The following is a 21,326-nucleotide window of genomic DNA, read 5'->3' on the forward strand; positions in this document are numbered from 1 at the left end:
CGGCGTCGTCGGCGCTCAGCGGACGGTCACGGCGCGCCGCCGCGGCTGATCAGCTCACGGGCGAGCTGCCGGTAGGCCTTGGCGCCGTCGTGGTTCTCGGCGAACAGGGTGATGGGCGTGGCCGCCACCGTGGCGTCGGCGAACTTGATGGAGCGCTTGATGACGGTCTCGAACACGCGGTCTCCGAAGCCGGCCACCAGCGAGCCCACGACCTCCTTGGAGTGCAGGGTCCGCTGGTCGAACATGGTGGCCAGCACGCCGTCGATCTCCAGGTCCGGGTTGAGTCGGTCCTGCACCTTCTCGATCGTCTCGACGAGCAGGGCGACCGCGCGCAGCGCGAAGAACTCGGCGGTCAGCGGGATGATCACGCCGTGCGAGGCGGTCAGCGCGTTGACGGTCAGCAGGCCCAGCGAGGGCTGGCAGTCGATGAGGACCACGTCGTAGTCGTCGCGGACCTGGCGCAGCGCGCGCTCGAGGACCTGCTCGCGGGCCACCTCGTTGACGAGCTGCACCTCGGCCGCGGACAGGTCGATGTTGGCCGGCAGCAGGTCCATGTTCTCGAAGTCCGTGGACAGGATCGCGTCCTTCGCGGTCACCGACCGCTCCATGAGCACGTTGTACACCGTGGTGTCGAGCTCGTGCGGGTTCGCGCCCAGGCCTGCCGAGAGGGCGCCCTGCGGGTCGAAGTCCACCATGAGCACCCTGCGGCCGTAGCCCGCGAGCGCGGCGCCCAGGTTGATGGTGGAGGTCGTCTTCCCCACGCCGCCCTTCTGGTTCACCATCGAGATGATCCGCGCCGGGCCGTGCGAGGTCAGGGGCGCGGGCTCGGGGAAGTCGTGCTTGGGCCGGCCGGTGGGCCCGAGCACGGGCTCGCCGTGGATGGTCATCACGGGGATCGGTTCTCTCGAGGTCACGGCGGCGCCGGCTCCTTCCACGGTGGTCTGCACGCCCGGCCGCGGGCCGCGGCGCGCCGCGGCCGCCGTCGTCGGCGTGTCCGGATCTTCCCCCACCCTAGTGCCTGGCGTTCCCGGGACGACGGCGGCGCCGGGGACGGGCCGGTGTCCAGGCTCGTCCCCGGCGTCGCCGGTGGTCGACGGTGCGGCGTGCCGCGCGGGCCCGCCGCCTCCGTCAGCGGGCGGGGTTCCGGTCGCCGTCGGCGGCCATGGCGAAGTTCAGGCTGGAGTCGGGGTGACCCTCGTAGGCCTGCTCGGCGATCGTCGGGGACTGCTGCGGGTCATGCGCGGCGCCGTCGTGGCCGGCCACGGTCGCCTCGTCGAACTTCAGCTCGCCGCTGAGGACGCGCCGGGCACGCTCGCCGTCGAGCTCGCCCACCCAGCGGCCGACGAGGAGCGTGGCCACGGCGTTGCCGGTGAAGTTGGTCAGGGCGCGGGCCTCGGACATGAACTTGTCGATGCCCACGATCACGCCCATGCCGCCGAGCAGCTCGGGTCGGTGCGCCTGCAGGCCGGCGGCGAGCGTGGCCATGCCCGCGCCGGTGACGCCGGCCGCGCCCTTCGAGGCGATGATCATGAAGACCAGCAGGCCGATCTGCTCGCCGAGGTTCATCTCCGCGCCCATCGCGTTGGAGACGAAGAGCGCGGCCATGGTCAGGTAGATGGCGGTGCCGTCCAGGTTGAAGGAGTAGCCGGTGGGCACGGTCACGCCCACGACGGACTTGTCCACGCCGGCGTGCTCCATCTTGGCGATCAGGCGGGGCAGGGCGGTCTCGGAGGAGCTGGTGGCGAAGATGAGCAGGTACTCCCGGCCCAGGTACTTCATGAGGGACAGGATGCTCAGGCCGGTCACGACCTTCAGGACGGTGCCGAGCACCACCACGATGAAGGCGATGCAGGTCAGGTAGAAGGCGCCCATGAGCAGTGCCATGGCGCCGATCGCGGACCAGCCCGTGGAGCCGACGACGGCGGCGATCGCACCGAAGGCGCCGATCGGGGCGACCCACATCACCATCATGAGGATGCGGAACACGACGCCCTGGATCAGGGTGAGACCGCGCAGCAGCGGGGCGCCGGCCGGGCCCATCTGCTGCAGGGCGAAGCCCACGAGCAGGGCGATGAACAGGGTGGGCAGCACCGGCAGGGAGCCGGGGATGATGTCCAGCAGGAACTGGACGGTGCCGTCCGCCGCGGCCTGGGGCTTGTTCGGGTCGTAGGGCGTCAGCTTGAGGCCCTCGCCGGGGTGGATGAGGTTGCCGACGACGAGGCCGATGGCCAGCGCGAACGTGGACATCGCCATGAAGTAGACCAGGGCGATGCCGCCCACGCGGCCGACGGTCGCGGCCTTGGCGATCGAGCCGACGCCGAGGACGATCGTGCAGAAGATGACCGGGCCGATCATCATCTTGATGAGGGAGACGAAGCCGTCGCCCAGCGGCTTGAGGGACTTGCCGAACTCGGGGAAGAACAGGCCGACGGCGGCGCCCAGCACCACCGAGGCGATCACGGCGATGTACAGCCAGTGGGTGCGGTCCTTCTTCGTCGCCGGGGCCGGCGGGGCCGAGGTCTCGGCCGGTGGGGTGTGCGCCATCGGGCGTTCCGTTCTGTGCGGTGGTGGGGCGCCGCCGAGCGGTCCGCAACGGCGCGGGAGGGATGTGACCACTCTCGCGGCCCCGGGTGGTGTCGGTCACGATTGCGGTCATAGTGGTCACGGCGGCCGACGGACTGCAGGATCGTGGGGGTGGACCGGCGCGTCGCCGGCCCGAGGGAGGAGAGGCATGCGCCACCCGTGGTCGATCGCCCGGCGGATCGCCGTGGTCCACGTGGCGCTCGTGGCGGCCATCGCCCTGTTCAGCGTGTGGAGCGCCTACCTCCAGGCCCGCGAGGTGGCCCAGCGCGTCGAGGAGCGCCACGTCCAGGGCGTCACCACCCTCGTGGCGCGCGACCCCGCGCTCGTCTCGGCCCTGCGGGCCGGCGACGCCCCCGCCTTGCAGGCCGGGATCGACGGCTGGATCGCCGAGGCACAGGTCTCGTGGCTGACCGTGATGGACCCGGACGGGATGCGGTTGGCGAGCTGGCGCCCCGAGCAGGTCGGCGTCCGCTACCCGAGGCCGGTGGACGCCGTCGTCGCCGGGGACACCGTCGTGGAGCTCTCGAGCACCGGTGCGGCGGGCCGTTCGGTGCGCGCGCTCGCACCGGTCGTGGACCCGGAGGACGGCACCGTCCTGGGCGTGGTCACGACGGGCGTGCAGATCTCCGATGTCGCCATCATGGCCCAGGCCCAGATCCCCGGCATCCTGCTCGGCTCGGCCGCCGTGGCCGCCGTCGGCCTGCTCGTCGCCTGGCTCGTGGGCCGGTATCTGAACCGGGTGACGCTCGGACGCGGCCCCGAGCAGATCGCCGAGCAGTTCCTGCTGGCGGAGACGGCCATGGACTCGCTCGAGGCCGGCGTCGTGGTCCTCGCCCCGGACGGGCGGGCCCGCCTGCACAACGACGCCGCCGCGCGCCTGCTCGGCTGGGAGGGCGCGGGCGAGCCTCGACTGCCCACCGAGCTCTCCGCGGCCCTGCCGGGCGCGGTCGGCGGCGAGGCGAGCCTCGCCGCCGGCGGGCGGGTCCTCGTGGTGCAGCAGCGTGTCGTGCGGTCGCCCGGCCGTTCCGACCCCGGCGGGTCGGTCCCGCCGACGGCCCTCGCCGCGGCCGCCCGCGAGGGCGTGACCACCGCCCCGGCGGGATCGCGCGTGCTCGTCCTGCACGAGACCGCACCGACCTGCAGCGGCTCGGCGACGAGCTCACCGTGGCCCACACACTGACCACGGCGCTGCGCGCGCAGACGCATGAGCACGCCAACCAGCTGCACACCGCCCTCGCCCTCGTGGAGTCGGGCCGGCTGGAGGCCGCCCGGGCCGTGCTGTCCCGCCGCGCCGCGGACGAGGAGGCCTCCGACGACGTCCTCGCCGCCCTGCTCGACGCGAAGGCCGCCCAGGCGCGTGAGCGGGGCGTGGCGCTGACCTGGTCCGCCCCGCTGCGCCCGCTCGACCTGCTGACCGTGCTGGGCAACCTCGTGGACAACGCCCTCGACGCGGCCGCCGCACCCGACCTGTCCGCGGCAGACCGGTGGGTCGACGTCGAGGTGGTCTCGGACGCCGCGGGCCTGCTCGTGCAAGGTGGCCGACGGCGGCCCCGGACCCTCCGACGCGGACCGCGGCCGACTCTTCGACCGGGGCTGGTCGACGAAGCCCATCGGCGCCGCCGGACGCGGCATGGGGCTGTGGCTGACGCGGCGGATCGCGGAGGAGGCCGGCGGGGTCGCGGACGTCGCGACCGACTCGGGCACCGTGTTCACCGTCGAGGTGCCCCGCACCCCCCGACCCCAGGAGGAGATATGACCGCCCGCCCGTACCGGGTGCTCGTCGTCGAGGACGAGCAGCTGACGGCCGAGACCTACGTGGCGCACCTGGACCGGCTGCCGGGCTTCGAGGTGGCCGCGGTGGCCGGCTCCCTGTTGGCCGCGCGGCAGGTCGCCGCGGCGGGCCTGCACGCGGACGGGCGCTTCCCGTTCGACGTCGTGCTGCTGGACATGAACCTGCCGGACGGGCACGGCCTGGACTTCCTGCACCAACTGCGCGCGGCGGGCTTCCACGGCGGGGTGCTGGCGCTCACCGCGGCCACCGACCTGCCGGTGGTGCGCCGGGCCGTCGCGTACGGCGTGACGCAGTACCTCGTGAAGCCGTTCGGGTTCGACGAGTTCGCGGATCGGCTGGGCGGGTTCCGCGCCACCTCGGCGATGCTGGCCGGCGACGGCGCCCTCGACGGCCAGGAGCAGGTGGACGCCGTCTTCCGCGTCTCCCGCGAGCGGCGCGCCGAGGCCCTGCCCAAGGGGCTGACCGAGAGCACCCTGCGCGAGGTGGTGGAGCTGCTGGGGGCGGACCCGGAGACCGCCCTGAGCGCGGCCGAGGTGGGCGAGCGCCTGGGCATCTCCCGCGTGACGGCCCGGCGCTACCTCGAGCACCTCGAGCGGATCCGCCGGGTGCGGCGCTCGGCCCGGCACGGCGGCCGTGGCCGGCCCGAGCAGGAGTACCGCTGGGCCGGCCGCACGTGAGCGGGGCTCAGCGGGCCGGGCGCAGCACCCCGGCCAGGGCCTCGAGCACGGCGGGGTCCTCAATGGTCGAGGGCACCGCGTACTCCTCGCCGTCGGCCATCTGCCGCATGGTCTTGCGCAGGATCTTGCCCGAGCGGGTCTTGGGCAGCGCGTCCACCACGACGACGTCGCGGAAGTCCGCCACCGGGCCCACCTCGCGGCGCACCGCCTGACGCAGCTCGTCCAGGAGCGCGGCCTCGGCCTCGGAGCCGGCCTCGGGCGTCTCGACGCCGGACTTGAGGACCACGTAGCCCGAGGGCCGCTGGCCCTTGAGCGGGTCCGCGATGCCGATCACGGCACATTCGGCCACCGCCGGGTGGGCGGCCAGGGCGGCCTCGAGGACGCCCGTGGACAGCCGGTGCCCGGAGACGTTGATGACGTCGTCGGTGCGGCCGAGCACGAACACGTAGCCGTCCTCGTCCACGACGCCGGAGTCACCGGTCGCGTAATGGCCGGGGAACGCGCTGAGGTAGGAGTCGATGTAGCGCTGGTCGTCGCCCCACAGGGTGGGCAGGGTGCCCGGGGGCAGCGGCAGCCGCAGGGCGATGTTGCCCTCGGTCCCGGCGGGCACGGGCTCGCCCAGGCCGTCCAGGACCACGAGATCGACGCCCGGCGAGGGCACCGAGGACGAGCCGATCTTCACCGGCAGCTGCTCCAGGCCCACCGGGTTCGCCGCGATAGCCCACCCGGTCTCGGTCTGCCACCAGTGGTCGATCACCGGCATGCCCAGCAGGCCCTCGATCCACCGCTGCGTCTCCGGGTCCAGGCGCTCGCCCGCGGCGAAGAAGTGCCGCAGGGAGGACAGGTCGTGGTCCTTGAGCAGCTCGCCCTCGGGGTCGGCGCGGCGGATCGCGCGCAGCGCCGTGGGGGCCGTGAAGAAGGAGCGCACGCCGTGGTCCTCGATCAGCCGCCAGAACGCGCCGGCGTCGGACGTGCCCACGGGCTTGCCCTCGTACATGACCGTGGTGGCCCCGGCCAGCAGCGGGCCGTAGACGATGTAGGAGTGCCCCACGACCCAGCCCACGTCCGAGGCCGTGCACATCGCCTGCCCCGGACCGACGTCGTAGATGTGCTCCATGGTCCAGCGCAGGGCGACGGCGTGGCCCCCGTTGTCCCGGACGACGCCCTTCGGCTTGCCCGTGGTGCCCGAGGTGTAGAGCACGTACAGCGGGTCGGTGGCCTGCACCGGGACGCAGTCGGCCGGCTCGGCGGCCGCGACGGCCTCGCCCCAGTCCTCCCAGCTCGCGCCCCCGCGCCCGTCGGCGTCCGCGAGCGCGGTCTCGAAGCCCTCGCGGTGGTGGACCAGCACCGTGCGCACGGGGTGCGCGGCGGTCTCGAGCGCCTCGGCCACGGCGGGCAGGTATTCGACCCGGCGCTTGGGCTCGATGCCGCCGGAGCAGGTGAGCACGACGTCGGGGGCGGCGTCGTCGATGCGGGAGGCGAGCTCGCGCGGGGCGAAGCCGCCGAAGACCACGGAGTGCACCGCGCCGAGCCGCGCGCACGCCAGCATCGCGATGTGGGCCTGCGGGATCATCGGCAGGTACACGAGGACGCGGTCGCCCTTGCCGACGCCGCGCGCGGCCAGGGCGCCGGCCAGGCGGGCCACCGCGTCCGTGAGCTCGGCGTACGTGTAGCGGGTGACCTCACCGGTCATCGCGGAGTCGTGGATCAGCGCGACGGCGTCCCCGCGGCCCGCCTCGACGTGCCGGTCCAGGCAGTTGAAGGCGGTGTTCAGCTCGCCGTCCGGGAACCAGCGGTACAGAGGCGCGGCGGAGTCGTCGAGGGCGCGCGTGGGCGCGACGGTCCAGTCGATGGCGCGCGCCGCGTCGAGCCAGAACCCCTCGGGGTCGCGGAGGGAGCGGGCGTGGGCGTCGGCGTACGCGCCGGAGGGGCGGTCTTCGGCGGGGGCATCGTGGGTCGCCATGCGCCCAGGGTAGTGCCGTGGATCACAGGGGGCAAGGGATCTGTATACATTTCGTGCCCCGTCAGTGAGGCGTGGCGGCACGCGCGAGACCCGCGCCGGGGACGCACCACCCAGCCCCCGCACGCCGGACGACGCTCCCCGTGGACGGCGTCGCCCGGCACGCGCATCGGACACACCCCCTGCCCTCGGCGGGACTGTTGTGTATACACTGGCGGCATGCGAGCGAGTGAGCGGGCGTACCAGGCCCTGAGGGCGGAGATCCTCGACTGGTCCCTCCCTCCGGGCGCGGGCCTGGGCGAGGTGGAGCAGGCCGAGCGCCTGGGCATCTCGCGCACCCCTCTGCGCGAGGCGCTCTCCCGCCTGGTGGCCGACGGCCTGGCCGAGCAGGCCCCGGGCCGGGGCATCGTCGTCGCCGACCTGTCCCTCGAACAGGCGGACCAGCTGTTCGACCTGCGCATCGCCCTCGAGTCCCTCCTGGCGCGCCGGGCCGCGCAGCGGGCCACCCCGGAGGCGGCCGAGCGGTTCACGGTCCTCGCGGGCCGTTTCCAGGAGGCCGAGGCGGCCCTGCGCGGCGGGACCGACCCGGCGGACTACTACGCGATGACGGCCGAGCTGGACAGCCGGCTGGACGAGGCCGCCGCGAACCCCTACCTCGTCTCCACCCTGCGCACCCTGCGCCTGCACCTGGCGCGCCTGCGCCGACTGGCCGCGGACGACCCGGCCCGCCTCGCGGCCTCCGCCGCGGAGCACGCGGACATCGCCGACGCCGTCGGCTCGGGCGCCGCAGACCTCGCGGAGGCGACCACGCGGGTCCACCTGCACCACGCCTTCCACCATCTGACCCGGCGCGGCCGCGCCGAGGAGACCCCGACCCTGCTGACCCCCACCGAAGGAGACCGACCATGAAGAACCATCACGTGCGCGTCCACCGCTCCGAGGAGAACCTCGAGCGCAAGGACCAGCTGGCCTGGAAGCTGGCCGAGGTGGCCGTCGACGACGTCGAGGTGCTGCCCGAGGTCGAGGAGATGATCGTCAACCGGATCATCGACAACGCCTCCGTCGCCGTCGCCTCGCTGAAGCGCGGCCCGATCGTCGCCGCCCGCGCCCAGGCCCTGTCCCACCCCGTCTCCACCGGCGGCGAGGGCGCCTCCGTGTTCGGTGTGGAGCAGAAGGTCTCCCCCGAGTGGGCCGCGTGGGCCAACGGCGTGGCCGTCCGCGAGCTGGACTACCACGACACGTTCCTGGCCGCCGAGTACTCCCACCCGGGCGACAACATCCCGCCGATCCTCGCCGTCGCCCAGCACGCCGGCCGCTCCGGCAAGGACCTGATCCGCGGCATCGCCACCGGCTACGAGATCCAGGTGGACCTCGTGAAGTCCATCAACCTGTACGGCCACAAGATCGACCACGTGGCCCACATCGGCCCCTCCGCCTCCGCCGGCATCGGCACCCTGCTCGGCCTGGACACCGAGACCATCTTCCAGGCCATCGGCCAGGGCCTGCACACCACCACCGCCACCCGCCAGTCCCGCAAGGGCGAGATCTCCACGTGGAAGGCCCACGCCCCGGCGTTCGCGGGCAAGATGGCCGTCGAGGCCGTGGACCGCGCCATGCGCGGCCAGACCTCCCCCGTCCCGATCTACGAGGGCGAGGACGGCGTGATCGCCTGGCTGCTGGACGGCCCGGACGCCTCCTACGAGGTGCCGCTGCCCGAGCAGGGCGAGCCCAAGCGCGGCATCCTGGACACCTACACCAAGGAGCACTCGGCCGAGTACCAGGCCCAGGCCTGGATCGACCTGGCCCGCAAGCTCCACAGGGAGCACCCCGAGGCCACCGACCCGGCGAACGTCGAGTCGGTGCTGATCAAGACCTCGCACCACACCCACTACGTGATCGGCTCGGGCGCCAACGACCCGCAGAAGTACGATCCGACGGCCTCGCGCGAGACCCTCGACCACTCCATCCCCTACATCTTCACCGTGGCCCTGCAGGACGGCTCCTGGCACCACGTGGACTCCTATGCCCCCGAGCGCGCCCAGCGCGAGGACACCGTGGCCCTGTGGCACAGGGTGACCACCGTGGAGGACCCGGAGTGGACCCGCCGCTACCACTCGCTGGACCTCGCGGAGAAGGCGTTCGGCGGCGCGGTGGAGATCACCCTCAAGGACGGCACCGTCATCACCGACGAGATCGCCGTGGCCGACGCCCACCCGCTCGGCGCCCGGCCCTTCGCCCGCGAACAGTACATCCAGAAGTTCCGCACCCTGGCCGAGGGCATCGTCTCGAAGGAGGAGCAGGACCGCTTCCTGGCCGCCGCCGAGCGCGTGGCCGAGCTGCAGCCCGGCGAGCTGGACCAGCTGAACATCCTGGCGGACCCGGCGTTCCTGCCCGAGGCCGACCTCGCCGCCGCCCCGAAGGGCCTGTTCTGATGCTGTACTCGACGAAGACGGCCGAACAGAAGCGGATCGACCTGCGGCAGACCCTGAAGCAGGGCGGCGCCCAGCAGTTCCCGGGCGCGTTCACCCCGCTGACCGCCAAGCTGATCCAGGAGAAGGGCTTCCCCGGGGTGTACATCTCCGGCGGCGTGCTCGCGAACGAGCTGGGCCTGCCCGACGTCGGGCTGACCACGCTCACCGAGGTGGCCGTGCGCGGCGGGCAGATCGCCCGCCTCACGGACCTGCCGTGCCTCATCGACGCGGACACGGGCTTCGGCGAGCCGATGAACGTGGCCCGCACGGTGCAGGAGTTCGAGAACGCCGGCCTGGCCGGCTGCCACATCGAGGACCAGTTCAACCCCAAGCGATGCGGCCACCTCGACGGCAAGAACATGGTGGACCTCGACACCGCGGTCAAGCGCATCGCCGCCGCCGTCGACGCCCGCCGGGACCCGAACTTCCTCATCATGGCGCGCACCGACCTGCGTGCCGTGGAGGGCCTGGACGCCGCGATCGCCCGCATGAAGGCGCTCGTGGAGGCCGGTGCGGACGCGATCTTCCCGGAGGCCCTGAAGGACATCGGCGAGTTCGAGACCGTGTGTCGCGAGCTGGAGCCCCTCGGGGTCCCGGTCCTGGCGAACATGACCGAGTTCGGCAAGTCCGAGCTGTTCACCCGCCGGCAGCTGGCGGACGCCGGCATCGCGATGGTGATCTACCCGGTCACCCTGCTGCGCTCCGCGATGGGCGCCGCCGAGCGCGTGCTCGACGCCATCAAGGAGGAGGGCACCCAGCAGTCGCAGGTGGAGCAGATGCTCACCCGCGCCCGCCTCTACGAGCTGGTGGACTACGAGGGCTACAACGCCTTCGACACGGGCATCTTCAACTTCGACGTGCCCACGCTCGACATCGGCGCCAACCACGCCGACCTCTGACCCGTCACCGGGCCCGCCCGTGCGCGGGCGGGCCCCACTCCCCGAGGAGGGACACCATGACCGAGACCGAGATCAAGAAGGGCCTGGCCGGCGTCGTCGTGGACACCACGGCGATCTCCAAGGTCAACCCGGAGACGAACTCCCTGCTGTATCGCGGCTACCCCGTGCAGGACCTGGCCGCGCAGCTTTCGTTCGAGGCCGTCGCGCTGCTGCTCTGGACGGGCGAGCTGCCCACGGACGAGGAGCTGGCCGCGTTCGAGCACTTCGAGCGCGCGCACCGTGCCCTCGACCCGAAGGTGAAGCAGGCCATCGACCTGCTGCCCACCGACTGCCACCCCATGGACGTCGGACGCACCGCCGTGTCCGTGCTCGGCGCGAACCACCCGAAGGCGGAGGACTCCTCCCCCGAGGCCGAGCTGGAGAAGGCCCAGGCCCTGTTCGCGGCGTTCCCGGCCGTCGTCGCCTACGACCAGCGCCGCCGGCGCGGCCAGGACGTGGTGGAGCCGCGCGAGGACCTGGACTACTCGCAGAACTTCCTCTGGATGACGTTCGGCGAGGAGGCCGCCCCGGAGGTCGTGGACGCGTTCCGCGTCTCGATGGTGCTGTACGCCGAGCACTCGTTCAACGCCTCGACTTTCACCGCGCGCGTGATCACCTCGACGCTCTCCGACCTGCACTCGGCCGTGACCGGTGCGATCGGCGCGCTCAAGGGCCCCCTGCACGGCGGCGCCAACGAGGCCGTGATGCACACCTTCGACGAGATCGGCATCCGGAAGGAGGAGTCCCGTGAGGACGCCGCCGCCCGAGCGAAGGCGTGGATGGAGGACGCCCTGGCCCAGAAGAAGAAGGTCATGGGCTTCGGCCACCGCGTCTACAAGAACGGCGACTCCCGCGTGCCCACCATGAAGGCCGCGCTGGACCGGATGATCGAGCACTACGGCCGCGAGGAGATGCTCGGCCTGTACGACGGTCTGGAGCAGGCCATGGACGAGGCCAAGCAGATCAAGCCGAACCTCGACTACCCCGCCGGCCCGACCTACCACCTGATGGGCTTCGACACGGAGATGTTCACCCCGCTGTTCATCGCCTCGCGCATCACGGGCTGGACCGCCCACATCATGGAGCAGCGCGCCGCGAACGCGCTGATCCGCCCGCTCTCGGCCTACGACGGCCCCGAGCAGCGGGAGCTGCCGGCGGGCTGAGCCTCGTGAGGGGCGGTCGGGGCGACTTGTCGGAGGTGTAGACGCAGATCACCTCCGACACGTCGCCCCATTCGCTCGCGGCGCGGTGCCGCGTGCACGACGACGGCGGGTCGCCCCGGGTGGGGCGGCCCGCCGTCGTCGTGTCGTCATCGGTGCGACGCCCTCGCAGAGTGGTCACGACACGCCGCGTGCCGGGCGCGGCGACGGCGTGTCGTGACCACTGTGTCGGGCCGGTCGTCGGCCCCTCAGCGCCGGGCCGCCGCGTCGGCGCGGCGGGCCAGGCCGGCGGCGACGAGGCCGGCGAACAGCGGGTGCGGGCGGGTCGGCCGGGAGGAGAACTCCGGGTGGGCCTGCGTGGACACGTAGTACGGGTGCACGTCCCGGGGCAGCTCCACGAACTCCACGAGGGCGCCGTCCGGGGAGGTGCCGCAGATCGCGAGACCGGCCTCCTCGAGGCGGTCGCGGTAGGCGTTGTTCACCTCGTAGCGGTGGCGGTGGCGCTCGGTCACCTCGGTGGTGCCGTAGGCCTCGGCCACCACGGAGCCCGGGCGCAGGGTCGCGGGGAAGGCGCCCAGGCGCATGGTGCCGCCGAGGTCCCCCTCGCCGGCCACGATCTGCTCCTGCTCGGCCATGGTGGCGATCACGGGCGAGGCGGTCTCCGGGTCGAACTCGGTGGAGTCCGCGTCCTCCAGGCCGAGGACGTTGCGGGCGTACTCGATGACCATGGACTGCAGGCCCAGGCACAGACCCAGCGTCGGGATCCGCTGCTCGCGGGCGTGCCGCAGCGCGCCGAGCTTGCCCTCGAGCCCGCGCACGCCGAAGCCGCCGGGCACACACACGGCGTCGACGTCCGCGAGCGCCACCGCCGCGCCCTCGGGGGTGGCGCACTCGTCCGCGGCCACCCAGCGGATGCCCACCTTGGCCCGGTGGGCGAAGCCACCGGCGCGCAGCGCCTCGGTGACGGACAGGTAGGCGTCCGGCAGGTCCACGTACTTGCCCACGAGCGCCACCGTGAGCTCGTGCTCCGGGTGGTGCACGGCGTCCATGAGGGCATCCCACGCGGTCCAGTCCACGTCCTTGAACTTCAGGTCCAGGGACTGCACCACGTGGGCGTCGAGGCCCTGGTCGTGGATGACGCGGGGGATGTCGTAGATGGAGGGGGCGTCGGCGCAGTTGACGACGGCGTCCTGCGGGACGTCGCACATGCGGGCGATCTTGCCGCGGACATCGTCGGGGACGGCCCGGTCCGAGCGCAGCACGATCGCGTCCGGCTGGATGCCGATCGAGCGCAGGGCGGCCACGGAGTGCTGGGTGGGCTTGGTCTTGAGCTCCTGCGAGGGGCCGATGTACGGCACGAGGGAGACGTGCAGGAAGAAGACGTCGTCGCGGCCGACGTCCTGGCGGACCTGGCGGGCGGCCTCGAGGAAGGGCTGCGACTCGATGTCGCCGACGGTGCCGCCGATCTCCGTGATGATCACGTCCGGGGCGGGGCGGTCGCCGCGGGGCTCCGCGGGCAGGCGCATCCGGCGGCAGATCTCGTCGGTGATGTGCGGGATGACCTGGACGGTGTCCCCGAGGTACTCGCCGCGGCGCTCGCGGGCGATCACGGTGGAGTACACCTGGCCGGTGGTCACGTTGTCCAGGCCGTCGAGGTCCTCGTCGAGGAAGCGCTCGTAGTGGCCGATGTCCAGGTCCGTCTCGGCGCCGTCCTCGGTGACGAACACCTCGCCGTGCTGGAACGGGTTCATGGTGCCCGGGTCCACGTTGAGGTAGGGGTCGAGCTTCTGCATCACCACCCTGAGCCCGCGCGCCTTGAGCAGGTGGCCGAGCGAGGAGGCCGTGAGCCCCTTGCCGAGGGAGGAGGCGACACCGCCGGTCACGAACACGTGACGGGTGACGCGCGTGGACGTCTGAGTACGAGAAGTTCGTTTCACCACGGATCTCGAGCGTATCAGGTGCGGGGCTCAGCGCGCGCGCGGATGCGCGGCGGCGTAGACCTCGCGCAGGGAGTCCACGGTGACGAGGGTGTACACCTGCGTGGTGGTCACGGACGCGTGCCCGAGCAGCTCCTGGACCACGCGGACGTCCGCGCCGCCGGCCAGCAGGTGCGTGGCGAAGCAGTGGCGCAGGGTGTGGGGCGAGACGTCCGCCTCGAGGCCGGCGCGCTCGGCCGCCCGCTTCAGCACGGCCCACGCGGACTGCCGGGAGAGCCGGCCCCCGCGGGCGTTGACGAACAGGGCGGGCGTGGAGCGTGTGACTCCCGTCATGATCGTGGGCCGTCCCCGCACCAGCCATGCGTCGAGCGCGGCGGCCGCGTAGGAGCCGATCGGCACCACGCGCTCCTTGGACCCCTTGCCGAACAGGCGGACCACGGGCTGGCCGCCGTCGTCCCCGGTCTGCGCGAGCCCCACCACGTCGTCGACGTCGAGGCCGACCACCTCGGAGATGCGGGCGCCGGTGCCGTAGAGGAACTCGAGCAGCGCGCGGTCCCGCAGTCCGGCGGGGGTGTCGACGGGCACGGCCTCCAGCAGCGCCGTCACCTGCTCCACGGGGAGCGCCTTCGGCAGGCGGTCGCCCGGCTTCGGCGGGTGGACGTCGCGGGCGGGGTCGGCGGGCGTGAGTCCCTCGAGGGCCCAGAACCGGTGCAGGCCGCGCACGGCCGCGAGCACGCGGGCCGCCGAGCGGACCGCGAGGGGCCGCCCGCCGTCCTCGCCGGTGCCCAGCGCCCGCAGGAAGCCGGAGACGTGGCCGGGGTCGACGTCGGCGGGGGCGCGCACCCCGTGGGCTTCGAGCCAGCGGCGGTAGCGCTCGAGGTCGCGGCGGTAGGCGGCCAGCGTGTTCGCGGCGAGGCCCCGCTCGACGGCCAGGTGCTCCAGGTGGCGGCGGAACGGGGCCGCGAGCGCGGACTCCGCGCCCCGGCCCCCACGGCTCCCACGGGCCTCGGCCTCGCCGCTCCCCCGGGCGGCCGGGTCGGTGCTCACGCGGGCCAGTCCGCCCCGGGGCCGTGGCGGTCGGGGACGAACGGCGCGTCCACGGGACGCAGGCGTCGCCAGCCCTGGGCCCGGTGGGCGCCCAGGGCCAGCACGGCGACGACGGTGGACGGGTTGTGCACCCGGCCGTCCAGGACGGCGTCGGTCACCTCGTCGAGGCCGACCCACACGAGCGGCATGGCCGCCTCCTCGTCCTGCCGGGTGTGCCGCTCGCCGTCGGGGATCTCCTCGATCTGACGGGCCAGGAACACGCGGATCGCCTCGCTGGAGCCGCCCGGGGTCGTGTAGTAGTCGACGAGGGTGTGCCACTCGCGGGCGCGCAGGTCGGCCTCCTCGGCCAGCTCACGGACGGCGACCTGGTGGAGGTCCTCCCCGTCCACGTCCCGCAGGCCCGCCGGGATCTCCCACAGCTCCATGCCCACGGGGTGGCGGTACTGGCGGACGAGGGCCACCTGCTCGCGGGGGCCGGTGGTGGTGAGCTTGGTGCGGACCGCGAGGATCGCCACGGCGCCCGGGTGCACCATCAGCTCCCGGGTCAGCGGATCCCGGGACTTGTCCGCCGGGTCCAGGCGGAACGACTCCCGGGCGATGTCCCACACTCGGCCCTCGTAGACGGTCTTCGACTTCTTCACCGGGCGGGGGACGTGCAGGTCGCGCAGGGGCGAGCGTCCCGCGGACGCGGGGATCTCAGGCATGGGGCGATCCTTTCATGTCGGGGCGGCGTCCGCGGACCGGGTCAGCCGCGTTCGCGGGCGGAGGACTCGAGCAGCTCCCGGGCGTGCTCGCGGGCCGCCGCGGAGTCCCCGCGGCCGGCGAGCATGCGGGCGAGCTCCTCGACCCGTTCGTCGGCCGTCAGGGTCACGACGTCGGAGGTGGTCACACCCGCGGCCGGATCCGAGTTCTTCTCCACCCGCACGTGCCGGTCCGCATAGGCGGCGACCTGGGGCAGGTGCGTCACGGCGATGACCTGCACGTGGCGGGCGAGCCGGGCCAGGCGTGCCCCGATCCGCACGGCGGCCTCACCGCCCACGCCGGCGTCGACCTCGTCGAACACGAAGGTGGGCACCGGGTCCGTGGCGGCCAGGACCACCTCGAGGGCGAGCATCACGCGGGAGAGCTCGCCGCCGGAGGCGCCGCGGCCCAGGGGCCGGGGCTCGACGCCCGCGTGGGGGCGCAGGGCGAGCGTGACGTCCTCAGCGCCGTACGGGCCGAGACCGTCCCCGGCGACCGGCGTCAGCCCGACGTGGAACGAGGCGTCCGGCATGAACAGGGCGTGCAGCTCCTCGGTCACCGCGGTCTCGAGCCGCTCGGCGGCCGCGGTGCGCAGGGCGGTGAGGGTCGCGGCCCGCTCGCGCAGCGCGGCGTCCAGCCGGTCGACCTCCGCCTCGAGCTCCTCGAGGCGGCCGGAGTCGCCCTGCAGCTCGTCCAGGCGCGGACGCTGGGTCCGGGCCCAGTCGATCACGTCGGCGAGCTCCGGCCCGTAGAGCCGCTGCAGTCGTGTGAGCTCGGCCAGCCGCGACTGGGCCGCGTCGAGGTCGGAGGCCGCGTCGGCGTCCAGGTCAGCGGTGTAGCGGGCCAGGTCGCCGGCGATGTCCGTGAGCACGACGGCGGCCTCGGCCAGGCGCGCGGCCGCGGCGGCGAGCTCGGGGTCGTCGCCGGGGGCGGCGAGCACGGCCTGCCGCGCCCCCTCCACGAGGCTGACGGCGCCGGGGGTCTCGTCCATCGCGTCCACGTCGGGGCCGGCCAGTCGGGCGTGCGCCTCCCCCGAGGCGGCACGCAGCTCCTCGACGTCCTCGAGCCGGCGGATGAGAGCCCGCAGCTCCTCGTCCTCCCCCTCCTGCGGGTCGGCGAGGTCGATCTCCTCGAGCGAGCGCTGGAGCGCCTCGGCCTCGCGGGCCCGCTCCTGGCGGTGGGTGGTGAGCTCCTCGCGCTCCCGACGCGCGGCGGCCCAGGCGGCGTGGTCGGCGCGGTAGGCCCGCAGGGCCGCGGCGAGCTCGGCGCCGCCGAACGCATCGAGGGCGTGCCGCTGGGCGTCGGCGCCCTGGAGGCGGACCTGGTCGTTCTGCCCGTGCACGGCCACGAGCGTGGCCCCGATCTCGGAGAGCAGGCCCACGGGCACGGAACGGCCGCCGGCCGCGGCGCGGGAGCGTGTGCCCTCCCCCGACGCCGTGACGCTGCGGCTGAGGACCAGGTCGCGGGTGCCGTCGTCGCCCTCGTCCACGACCGCACCGGCCTCCTGAGCCAGGCGGAGCGCCGCGTGGTCCGCGGCCACGCGCACGCCGGCGTCCACGACGGCTCGGGACGAGCCCCGGCGGACCGCGCCCGCGTCGGCGCGAGCACCGAGCAGCAGGCCCAGGGCGGTGACCACCATGGTCTTGCCGGCGCCGGTCTCACCGGTGACGACGGTGAAGCCGGGGTCCAGGTCCACGGTGGCCTCGCCGATCACGCCGAGCCCCGAGATCCTCAGATGGTCGATCATGCGTCCTCCCCGGGGTGACGCGCCCCGCGGTCGCGGTGGCGCTGGATGTCCGCGGGCGAGAGCACCGACAGCGGCATGGTGGCCGGTTCGACGACGTCGGGACGCGGCCCCGCGTGCCGCGGCTCGACGGTCTCCACCGCGTGGAGCACGCCCGCCCGCTCCTGGGCGGTGACGGGGCCGCGCCAGCCGTCCGTGGGCAGCCGGAACTTGCGCACCAGCCGTTCCGCGAAGGGAGTCGGGTTGAGACGGGCCAGGCGCACCGGCTCCGCCGACCGGGACACCTCGATCCGGGCCTGCGGCGGCAGTTCGACGGTGCGCCGGCCGTCACACCACAGCACACCGGTCTCGCGGGTGCGGGTGAGCACGTCCACGCCGATCGTGGAGCGCGGACCCACCACGAGGGGGCGGGTGAACAGGGCGTGGGCGCTGATGGGCACGCACAGCAGGGCCTCCACGGAGGGCCACACCACAGGGCCCCCGCCGGAGAAGGCGTAGGCCGTGGAGCCGGTGGGGGTGGCCAGCACGACGCCGTCGCAGCCGAAGGCCGTCAGCGGCGAGTTGTCCACGGACACGACCACCTCGAGCATCCGCTCCCGGTGGGACTTCTCCACGGAGGCCTCGTTGAGGGCCCACGTGCGGGCCACCTCGCGGCCCTCCACGTGCACGACGACGTCCAGGGCCATGCGCTCGATCACCACGTAGGACTCCGAGGCGATCGCCTGGACGGTGCGGTGCAGGTCGGTGCGCTCGGACTCGGCGAGGAAGCCGACGTGGCCCAGGTTCACCGCCAGCAGCGGCACGTTGTAGCCGCGGACGAAGTCGGCCGCCCGCAGCACCGAGCCGTCGCCGCCGAGGACGAGGCCGAGGGTGATGTCCTCGAGCTCGCAGTCGACCCCGAGGGCCTCCGGCGCGAACTCCGGGGGGTCCCCCGCGGCCGCGCGGATGGCGGCCACGTCCTGTTCGAGCATGACGCTGACCAGGCCCTCCTCCGCGAACATGCGGGTGGCCTGCAGCGCCGCGCTGATGGCGTCCTCGCGGCCCGTGTGGGTCAGGACGAGGACGCGACGTCCGGGGGTGTAGGGCATGGTTCCTTCCGCGGGCCGGGGTGCCGGGCACTGCGCTCCAGGATAGCCACGAGACCGGACGCGCGAACCGGTGGCCCCGCGCCCGTGGACGGGCGGTGTCCCCCGGTCGGGGGTCAGGACCAGTCGATGTGCGCGCCCCGGACCCACCCGGCGGCGCTCTCGCCGGCGGGCGTGGCCGGGCCCGTCCCGCCAGCCGGGTCGTCGGCCGCGGTGGCGTCGGGACGGCGGAGTCGCAGGAAGAACTCGGCGTTCCCGTCCTGGCCGGCCAGGCCGGATCGGGCAAGGCCGCGCGGTGCGAGGCCGGCGCCCAGCGCGGCCGCGGCCACCCCCGCGACGGCGTCGCGGCGGGCGTCGGGATCGGTCACGACGCCCGTCCGCGGCAGAGCGCGCCGCCCGACCTCGAACTGGGGCTTGACCATGAGCAGCAGCTCGGCGCCGGGTCGGCACACGCCCGCGAGCGGGGCGAGGACGAGACGCAGCGAGATGAAGGACAGGTCGGAGACCACCAGGTCCACCGGACCGTCGATGTCCTCGGCCGTGAGGTCGCGGACGTTGAGCCCCTCGCGCACGAGGACGCGAGGGTCGGCCCGGACGGGCGGGGCCAGCTGGTCGTGGCCCACGTCGACGGCGGCCACCCGTTCAGCGCCCCGCTCGAGGAGGACCTGGGTGAAGCCGCCGGTGGAGGCCCCGGCGTCGAGCGCCCGGCGGCCGGCCACGCCCACGTCCGGGAACGCCTCGAGTGCGCTGACCAGCTTGTGGGCCGCACGGGAGACGTACCGCGGGCCCGGGTCGCGCAGGCGCAGGGTGGCGTCGGCGGCCACGCGGTCGGCGGGCCGGCGCACCGGGCGGCCGTCGAGGAGCACCTGTCCCGCGCGGATGAGCGCCGCGCCCTCCGTGCGGGAGCGTGCCAGGCCCCGAGCGGCCAGGGCGACGTCGGCGCGTGCGGTCTCAGCCACGCCGTGGGTCCGCGGAGGCCTCGGCCCCGCCGGCGAGCAGAGCGGGCAGGTGAGCACGGACCCACGTCGGCCGGTCTGGCCCGGGGGCGGCGCCCGCGGTCTCGCGCGTGTCGATGCCGGTCAGGACGAGCACCGTGTCGAACCCCGCCGCGTTGCCGCCGCGGATGTCCGTGTCCAGGCGGTCGCCGACCACGAGGGGACGGGCCAGGCCGAGGGCGTCGGCCGCCGTCCGGAACAGTCGTGGCTCGGGCTTGCCCGCCGCGACGGGCGCGGTGCCGGTGGCCCGGCCCACCGCCTCGACGAGGGCCCCGTTGCCGGGGGCGATCCCCTCCGCGCGCGGAATCGAGGTGTCCAGGTTGGTGGCGACCCAGGTGGCCCCGGCGCGCACGGCGTACGCCGCCTCCGCCAGATCGGCCCAGCCGAGACCGGGGTCGAAGCCCTGGATCACCGCGTCGGGACGCTGCGCCGCGGACGCGACCACCTCGTAGCCCCGCTCCTCGACCACGGCGCGCAGGTACGCCGAGCCGACCACGAGCACCCGACCGGTGCGGCGGCCCAGCGTCTCCTCGAGCAGGTCGACGCCCGCCGGTGCGGAGCCGAAGACCTGCCCCGCCTGCGCGGGCACCCCGAGCGTGCGGAGATGCTCGGCCACGGACTCCGGCGCGCGGGAGGCGTTGTTCGTCACGAACCCGACCGGCACGCCCCGTTCCTGCAGCGTCGACAGCGTCTCGACCGCCCCGGCGATCGCGCCGCCTCCGGCGTAGACGACGCCGTCCAGGTCGCACAGCAGCCCGTCGTGACCGTCGAAGAACGTGGCGCTCACCGACCGTCCGCCTCCGGGGCCTCGAGGGCGTCGAACAGCGACAGCTGGTTCGGGTCGACCTCGTCCGGCGCGTCGACGGCGGCCGGCGGCTCCGTGGCGGCCTCCGGCTCCTCGGCCGGGGATCCGTCCGCCGTCGGCTCCGCACCGGCCTCGGCCGCAGACCGCTCGTGGCGCCGTTCGCGGGGGGACGGGCGGCGGTCCCGGGGGTCCTCGACCGGCTCGGTGTCCACGTCGATGATCTCCGGGTCCGCGAACCCGCCCACGCCGAGGGCCTTCTCCGCGACGCGCACGGCGCGCGCCCAGAGCCGAGCCTCGTCGCGGCGCCCCAGGGCGAGCAGCACGTCGGCCTGACGCTGGAACAGCCGGGGAGAGAAGGGGTAGCCGCGCCGCCGGTCCAGTTCCGGGATCTGCAGGGCCTCATGGGCGCCCTGGAGGTCGCCGGCGTCCTCGCGGATGCCGGAGACGACCATGGCCAGCTCGGCCCGCGCCGCCCGGTCCAGACGCGAGGCATCCACCTCGGCGGCCAGCTGCAGGGCCTTCTCCGTGCGGCCGAGGGCACGCTCGCTATCCACCTGCGCGGCGATGTGGGTGTCATCGCCCGTCATACGCCGGTAGGTGCGGAACTCGCGCAGCGCGTCGGCGTACTCCCCCGCCGCGTAGGCGGTGAGCGCGACTGCCTCGCGCACGCGTGAGAGGCGGCCGCCCTTGCGGGACGCGGCGAGGGCGTGCTGGAACGCCAGCGCCGGGTCGACGTCCAGGTAGCGGCCGGCCATCACGAGATGCTTGGCGACCCAGCTGGCAGGACGCTCGTCAAGGCCGTTGATCTCCTTGAGCGTGCCGCGGTCGAGCTCCTGGCCCGTCACGTCCGGGTCGATGTCCGGAGAGCGCTCCTGGTCCGCACGATTCGCCGCTCGGAGGTCACCGGGATTGTGCGCGGGTCGTTCGGCGCGGTCCTCGCGACGAGGGCCCGTCGGCGCACCGCGGCGCTCGGGGCGTCCGCCCCCCTGGCCCGGGCCGCGCCGCCGGTCCTCGTGAGGCCCGCCGGAGCGGCGCCGGTCACCGGCACCGCTGCGAGGACGTCCGTCGCGGTCTCCACCACGACGCCGGCCATCACCGCCACCACGGGGCCCGCGGCCCTCGGATCCGCGGTCCTCGCGGCGCTCTCGGGGGGTGTCCTCAGCCATGGTGTCCTTCCTGGGCGTCACGCCGCGACGGTCCGCGGGAACGCGGTCTCTGTTCCTCATGTGCCGGCCTCGCGGCCGGGTCCTCAGGGGACCAGGCTAGTGCCCGGAGCCTGTGGCAGACCGTCCTTGCGGGGAAAACAGTCCAGAAATGCGGGAAGGGCCTCGCACCAACAGTGCGAGGCCCTCCCTCAAAGAATGTCCGGCGGCGACCTACTCTCCCACAAC

18 protein-coding genes are annotated in these 21,326 nt (G+C 74.0%); 7 read left to right on the plus strand and 11 right to left on the minus strand.

Annotated features, from left to right (window positions below; all coding sequences use genetic code 11):
• Positions 1-26: 26 nt before the first annotated feature.
• Positions 27-887, minus strand: coding sequence for a ParA family protein (locus tag NR072_RS10555; RefSeq protein WP_050773867.1), 861 nt, complete (start codon positions 885-887; stop codon positions 27-29).
• A gap of 241 nt (positions 888-1,128) precedes the next feature.
• A complete protein-coding gene (locus NR072_RS10560; protein WP_256837205.1) occupies positions 1,129-2,544 on the minus strand; it encodes a cation:dicarboxylate symporter family transporter in 1,416 nt (471 codons plus the stop codon).
• A gap of 187 nt (positions 2,545-2,731) precedes the next feature.
• Between NR072_RS10560 and NR072_RS10565 the strand changes: the two genes are divergently transcribed.
• The 3 genes from NR072_RS10565 to NR072_RS10575 all read left to right on the plus strand — a co-directional run bounded on the left by NR072_RS10565 (position 2,732) and on the right by NR072_RS10575 (position 5,052).
• The gene (locus tag NR072_RS10565) at positions 2,732-3,763 is read left to right on the plus strand and encodes a cache domain-containing protein (protein WP_230278191.1); all 1,032 of its coding nucleotides are present in this window, start codon (positions 2,732-2,734) and stop codon (positions 3,761-3,763) included.
• A gap of 354 nt (positions 3,764-4,117) precedes the next feature.
• On the plus strand, positions 4,118-4,339 hold the full coding sequence (locus NR072_RS10570; protein ID WP_230278192.1) for an ATP-binding protein: 222 nt from the start codon (positions 4,118-4,120) through the stop codon (positions 4,337-4,339).
• Positions 4,336-5,052, plus strand: a complete 717-nt coding sequence (locus NR072_RS10575; protein WP_256837207.1) for a response regulator — start codon at positions 4,336-4,338, stop codon at positions 5,050-5,052. Before NR072_RS10570 ends, NR072_RS10575 begins: the two co-directional genes overlap by 4 nt.
• 7 nt (positions 5,053-5,059) lie before the next feature.
• Here the strand turns inward: NR072_RS10575 and NR072_RS10580 are convergent, their stop codons facing one another.
• Positions 5,060-7,015 carry an AMP-binding protein gene (locus NR072_RS10580; protein WP_163721721.1) on the minus strand — a complete coding sequence of 652 codons (1,956 nt, stop codon included), beginning with the start codon at positions 7,013-7,015 and terminating at the stop codon, positions 5,060-5,062.
• 216 nt (positions 7,016-7,231) lie between these two features.
• On the opposite strand from NR072_RS10580, the gene NR072_RS10585 reads away from it, so the two are divergent.
• Genes NR072_RS10585 through NR072_RS10600 form a run of 4 tightly spaced genes read left to right on the plus strand, consistent with a single transcriptional unit; the run spans position 7,232 to position 11,584 of the window.
• Positions 7,232-7,921 (plus strand): GntR family transcriptional regulator, encoded by a 690-nt coding sequence (locus NR072_RS10585; RefSeq protein ID WP_020628108.1) that lies wholly within the window; start codon positions 7,232-7,234, stop codon positions 7,919-7,921.
• Positions 7,918-9,444, plus strand: a complete 1,527-nt coding sequence (locus tag NR072_RS10590) for an MmgE/PrpD family protein (protein WP_134416927.1) — start codon at positions 7,918-7,920, stop codon at positions 9,442-9,444. Before NR072_RS10585 ends, NR072_RS10590 begins: the two co-directional genes overlap by 4 nt.
• The gene (gene prpB, locus NR072_RS10595) at positions 9,444-10,382 is read left to right on the plus strand and encodes a methylisocitrate lyase (protein WP_123244155.1); all 939 of its coding nucleotides are present in this window, start codon (positions 9,444-9,446) and stop codon (positions 10,380-10,382) included. The genes NR072_RS10590 and prpB overlap by 1 nt, the downstream gene beginning before the upstream one ends.
• A gap of 56 nt (positions 10,383-10,438) precedes the next feature.
• Entirely contained in the window at positions 10,439-11,584 is a 1,146-nt protein-coding gene (locus NR072_RS10600; RefSeq protein ID WP_119217225.1) for a bifunctional 2-methylcitrate synthase/citrate synthase, read from the plus strand.
• 245 nt (positions 11,585-11,829) lie between these two features.
• Here NR072_RS10600 and NR072_RS10605 read toward each other — a convergent pair whose 3' ends face one another.
• The 8 genes from NR072_RS10605 to NR072_RS10640 form a co-directional block, all read right to left on the minus strand.
• Complete coding sequence (locus NR072_RS10605) at positions 11,830-13,539, minus strand: CTP synthase (RefSeq protein ID WP_078025592.1); 1,710 nt, start codon at positions 13,537-13,539, stop codon at positions 11,830-11,832.
• A gap of 9 nt (positions 13,540-13,548) precedes the next feature.
• Positions 13,549-14,565 (minus strand): site-specific tyrosine recombinase XerD, encoded by a 1,017-nt coding sequence (xerD, locus tag NR072_RS10610; protein ID WP_002855875.1) that lies wholly within the window; start codon positions 14,563-14,565, stop codon positions 13,549-13,551.
• The gene (locus NR072_RS10615; protein WP_041102685.1) at positions 14,562-15,269 is read right to left on the minus strand and encodes an NUDIX hydrolase; all 708 of its coding nucleotides are present in this window, start codon (positions 15,267-15,269) and stop codon (positions 14,562-14,564) included. Before NR072_RS10615 ends, xerD begins: the two co-directional genes overlap by 4 nt.
• A 41-nt stretch (positions 15,270-15,310) precedes the next feature.
• Positions 15,311-17,053: a DNA repair protein RecN gene (gene recN, locus NR072_RS10620; RefSeq protein ID WP_061866978.1), complete on the minus strand. Its 1,743-nt coding sequence runs from the start codon at positions 17,051-17,053 to the stop codon at positions 15,311-15,313.
• Positions 17,050-18,138, minus strand: a complete 1,089-nt coding sequence (locus NR072_RS10625) for an NAD kinase (RefSeq protein ID WP_065573206.1) — start codon at positions 18,136-18,138, stop codon at positions 17,050-17,052. Before NR072_RS10625 ends, recN begins: the two co-directional genes overlap by 4 nt.
• Before the next feature lie 113 nt (positions 18,139-18,251).
• Positions 18,252-19,094, minus strand: coding sequence for a TlyA family RNA methyltransferase (locus NR072_RS10630; protein ID WP_123244154.1), 843 nt, complete (start codon positions 19,092-19,094; stop codon positions 18,252-18,254).
• On the minus strand, positions 19,087-19,917 hold the full coding sequence (locus NR072_RS10635) for an HAD-IIA family hydrolase (RefSeq protein ID WP_123244153.1): 831 nt from the start codon (positions 19,915-19,917) through the stop codon (positions 19,087-19,089). Before NR072_RS10635 ends, NR072_RS10630 begins: the two co-directional genes overlap by 8 nt.
• Positions 19,914-20,780 (minus strand): hypothetical protein, encoded by an 867-nt coding sequence (locus tag NR072_RS10640; RefSeq protein ID WP_230278193.1) that lies wholly within the window; start codon positions 20,778-20,780, stop codon positions 19,914-19,916. The genes NR072_RS10635 and NR072_RS10640 overlap by 4 nt, the downstream gene beginning before the upstream one ends.
• Between the last annotated feature and the right edge of the window lie 546 nt (positions 20,781-21,326).

Origin of the sequence: Micrococcus sp. Mcc89 (assembly GCF_024519795.1) — a bacterium.
Classification (GTDB): domain Bacteria; phylum Actinomycetota; class Actinomycetes; order Actinomycetales; family Micrococcaceae; genus Micrococcus; species Micrococcus luteus.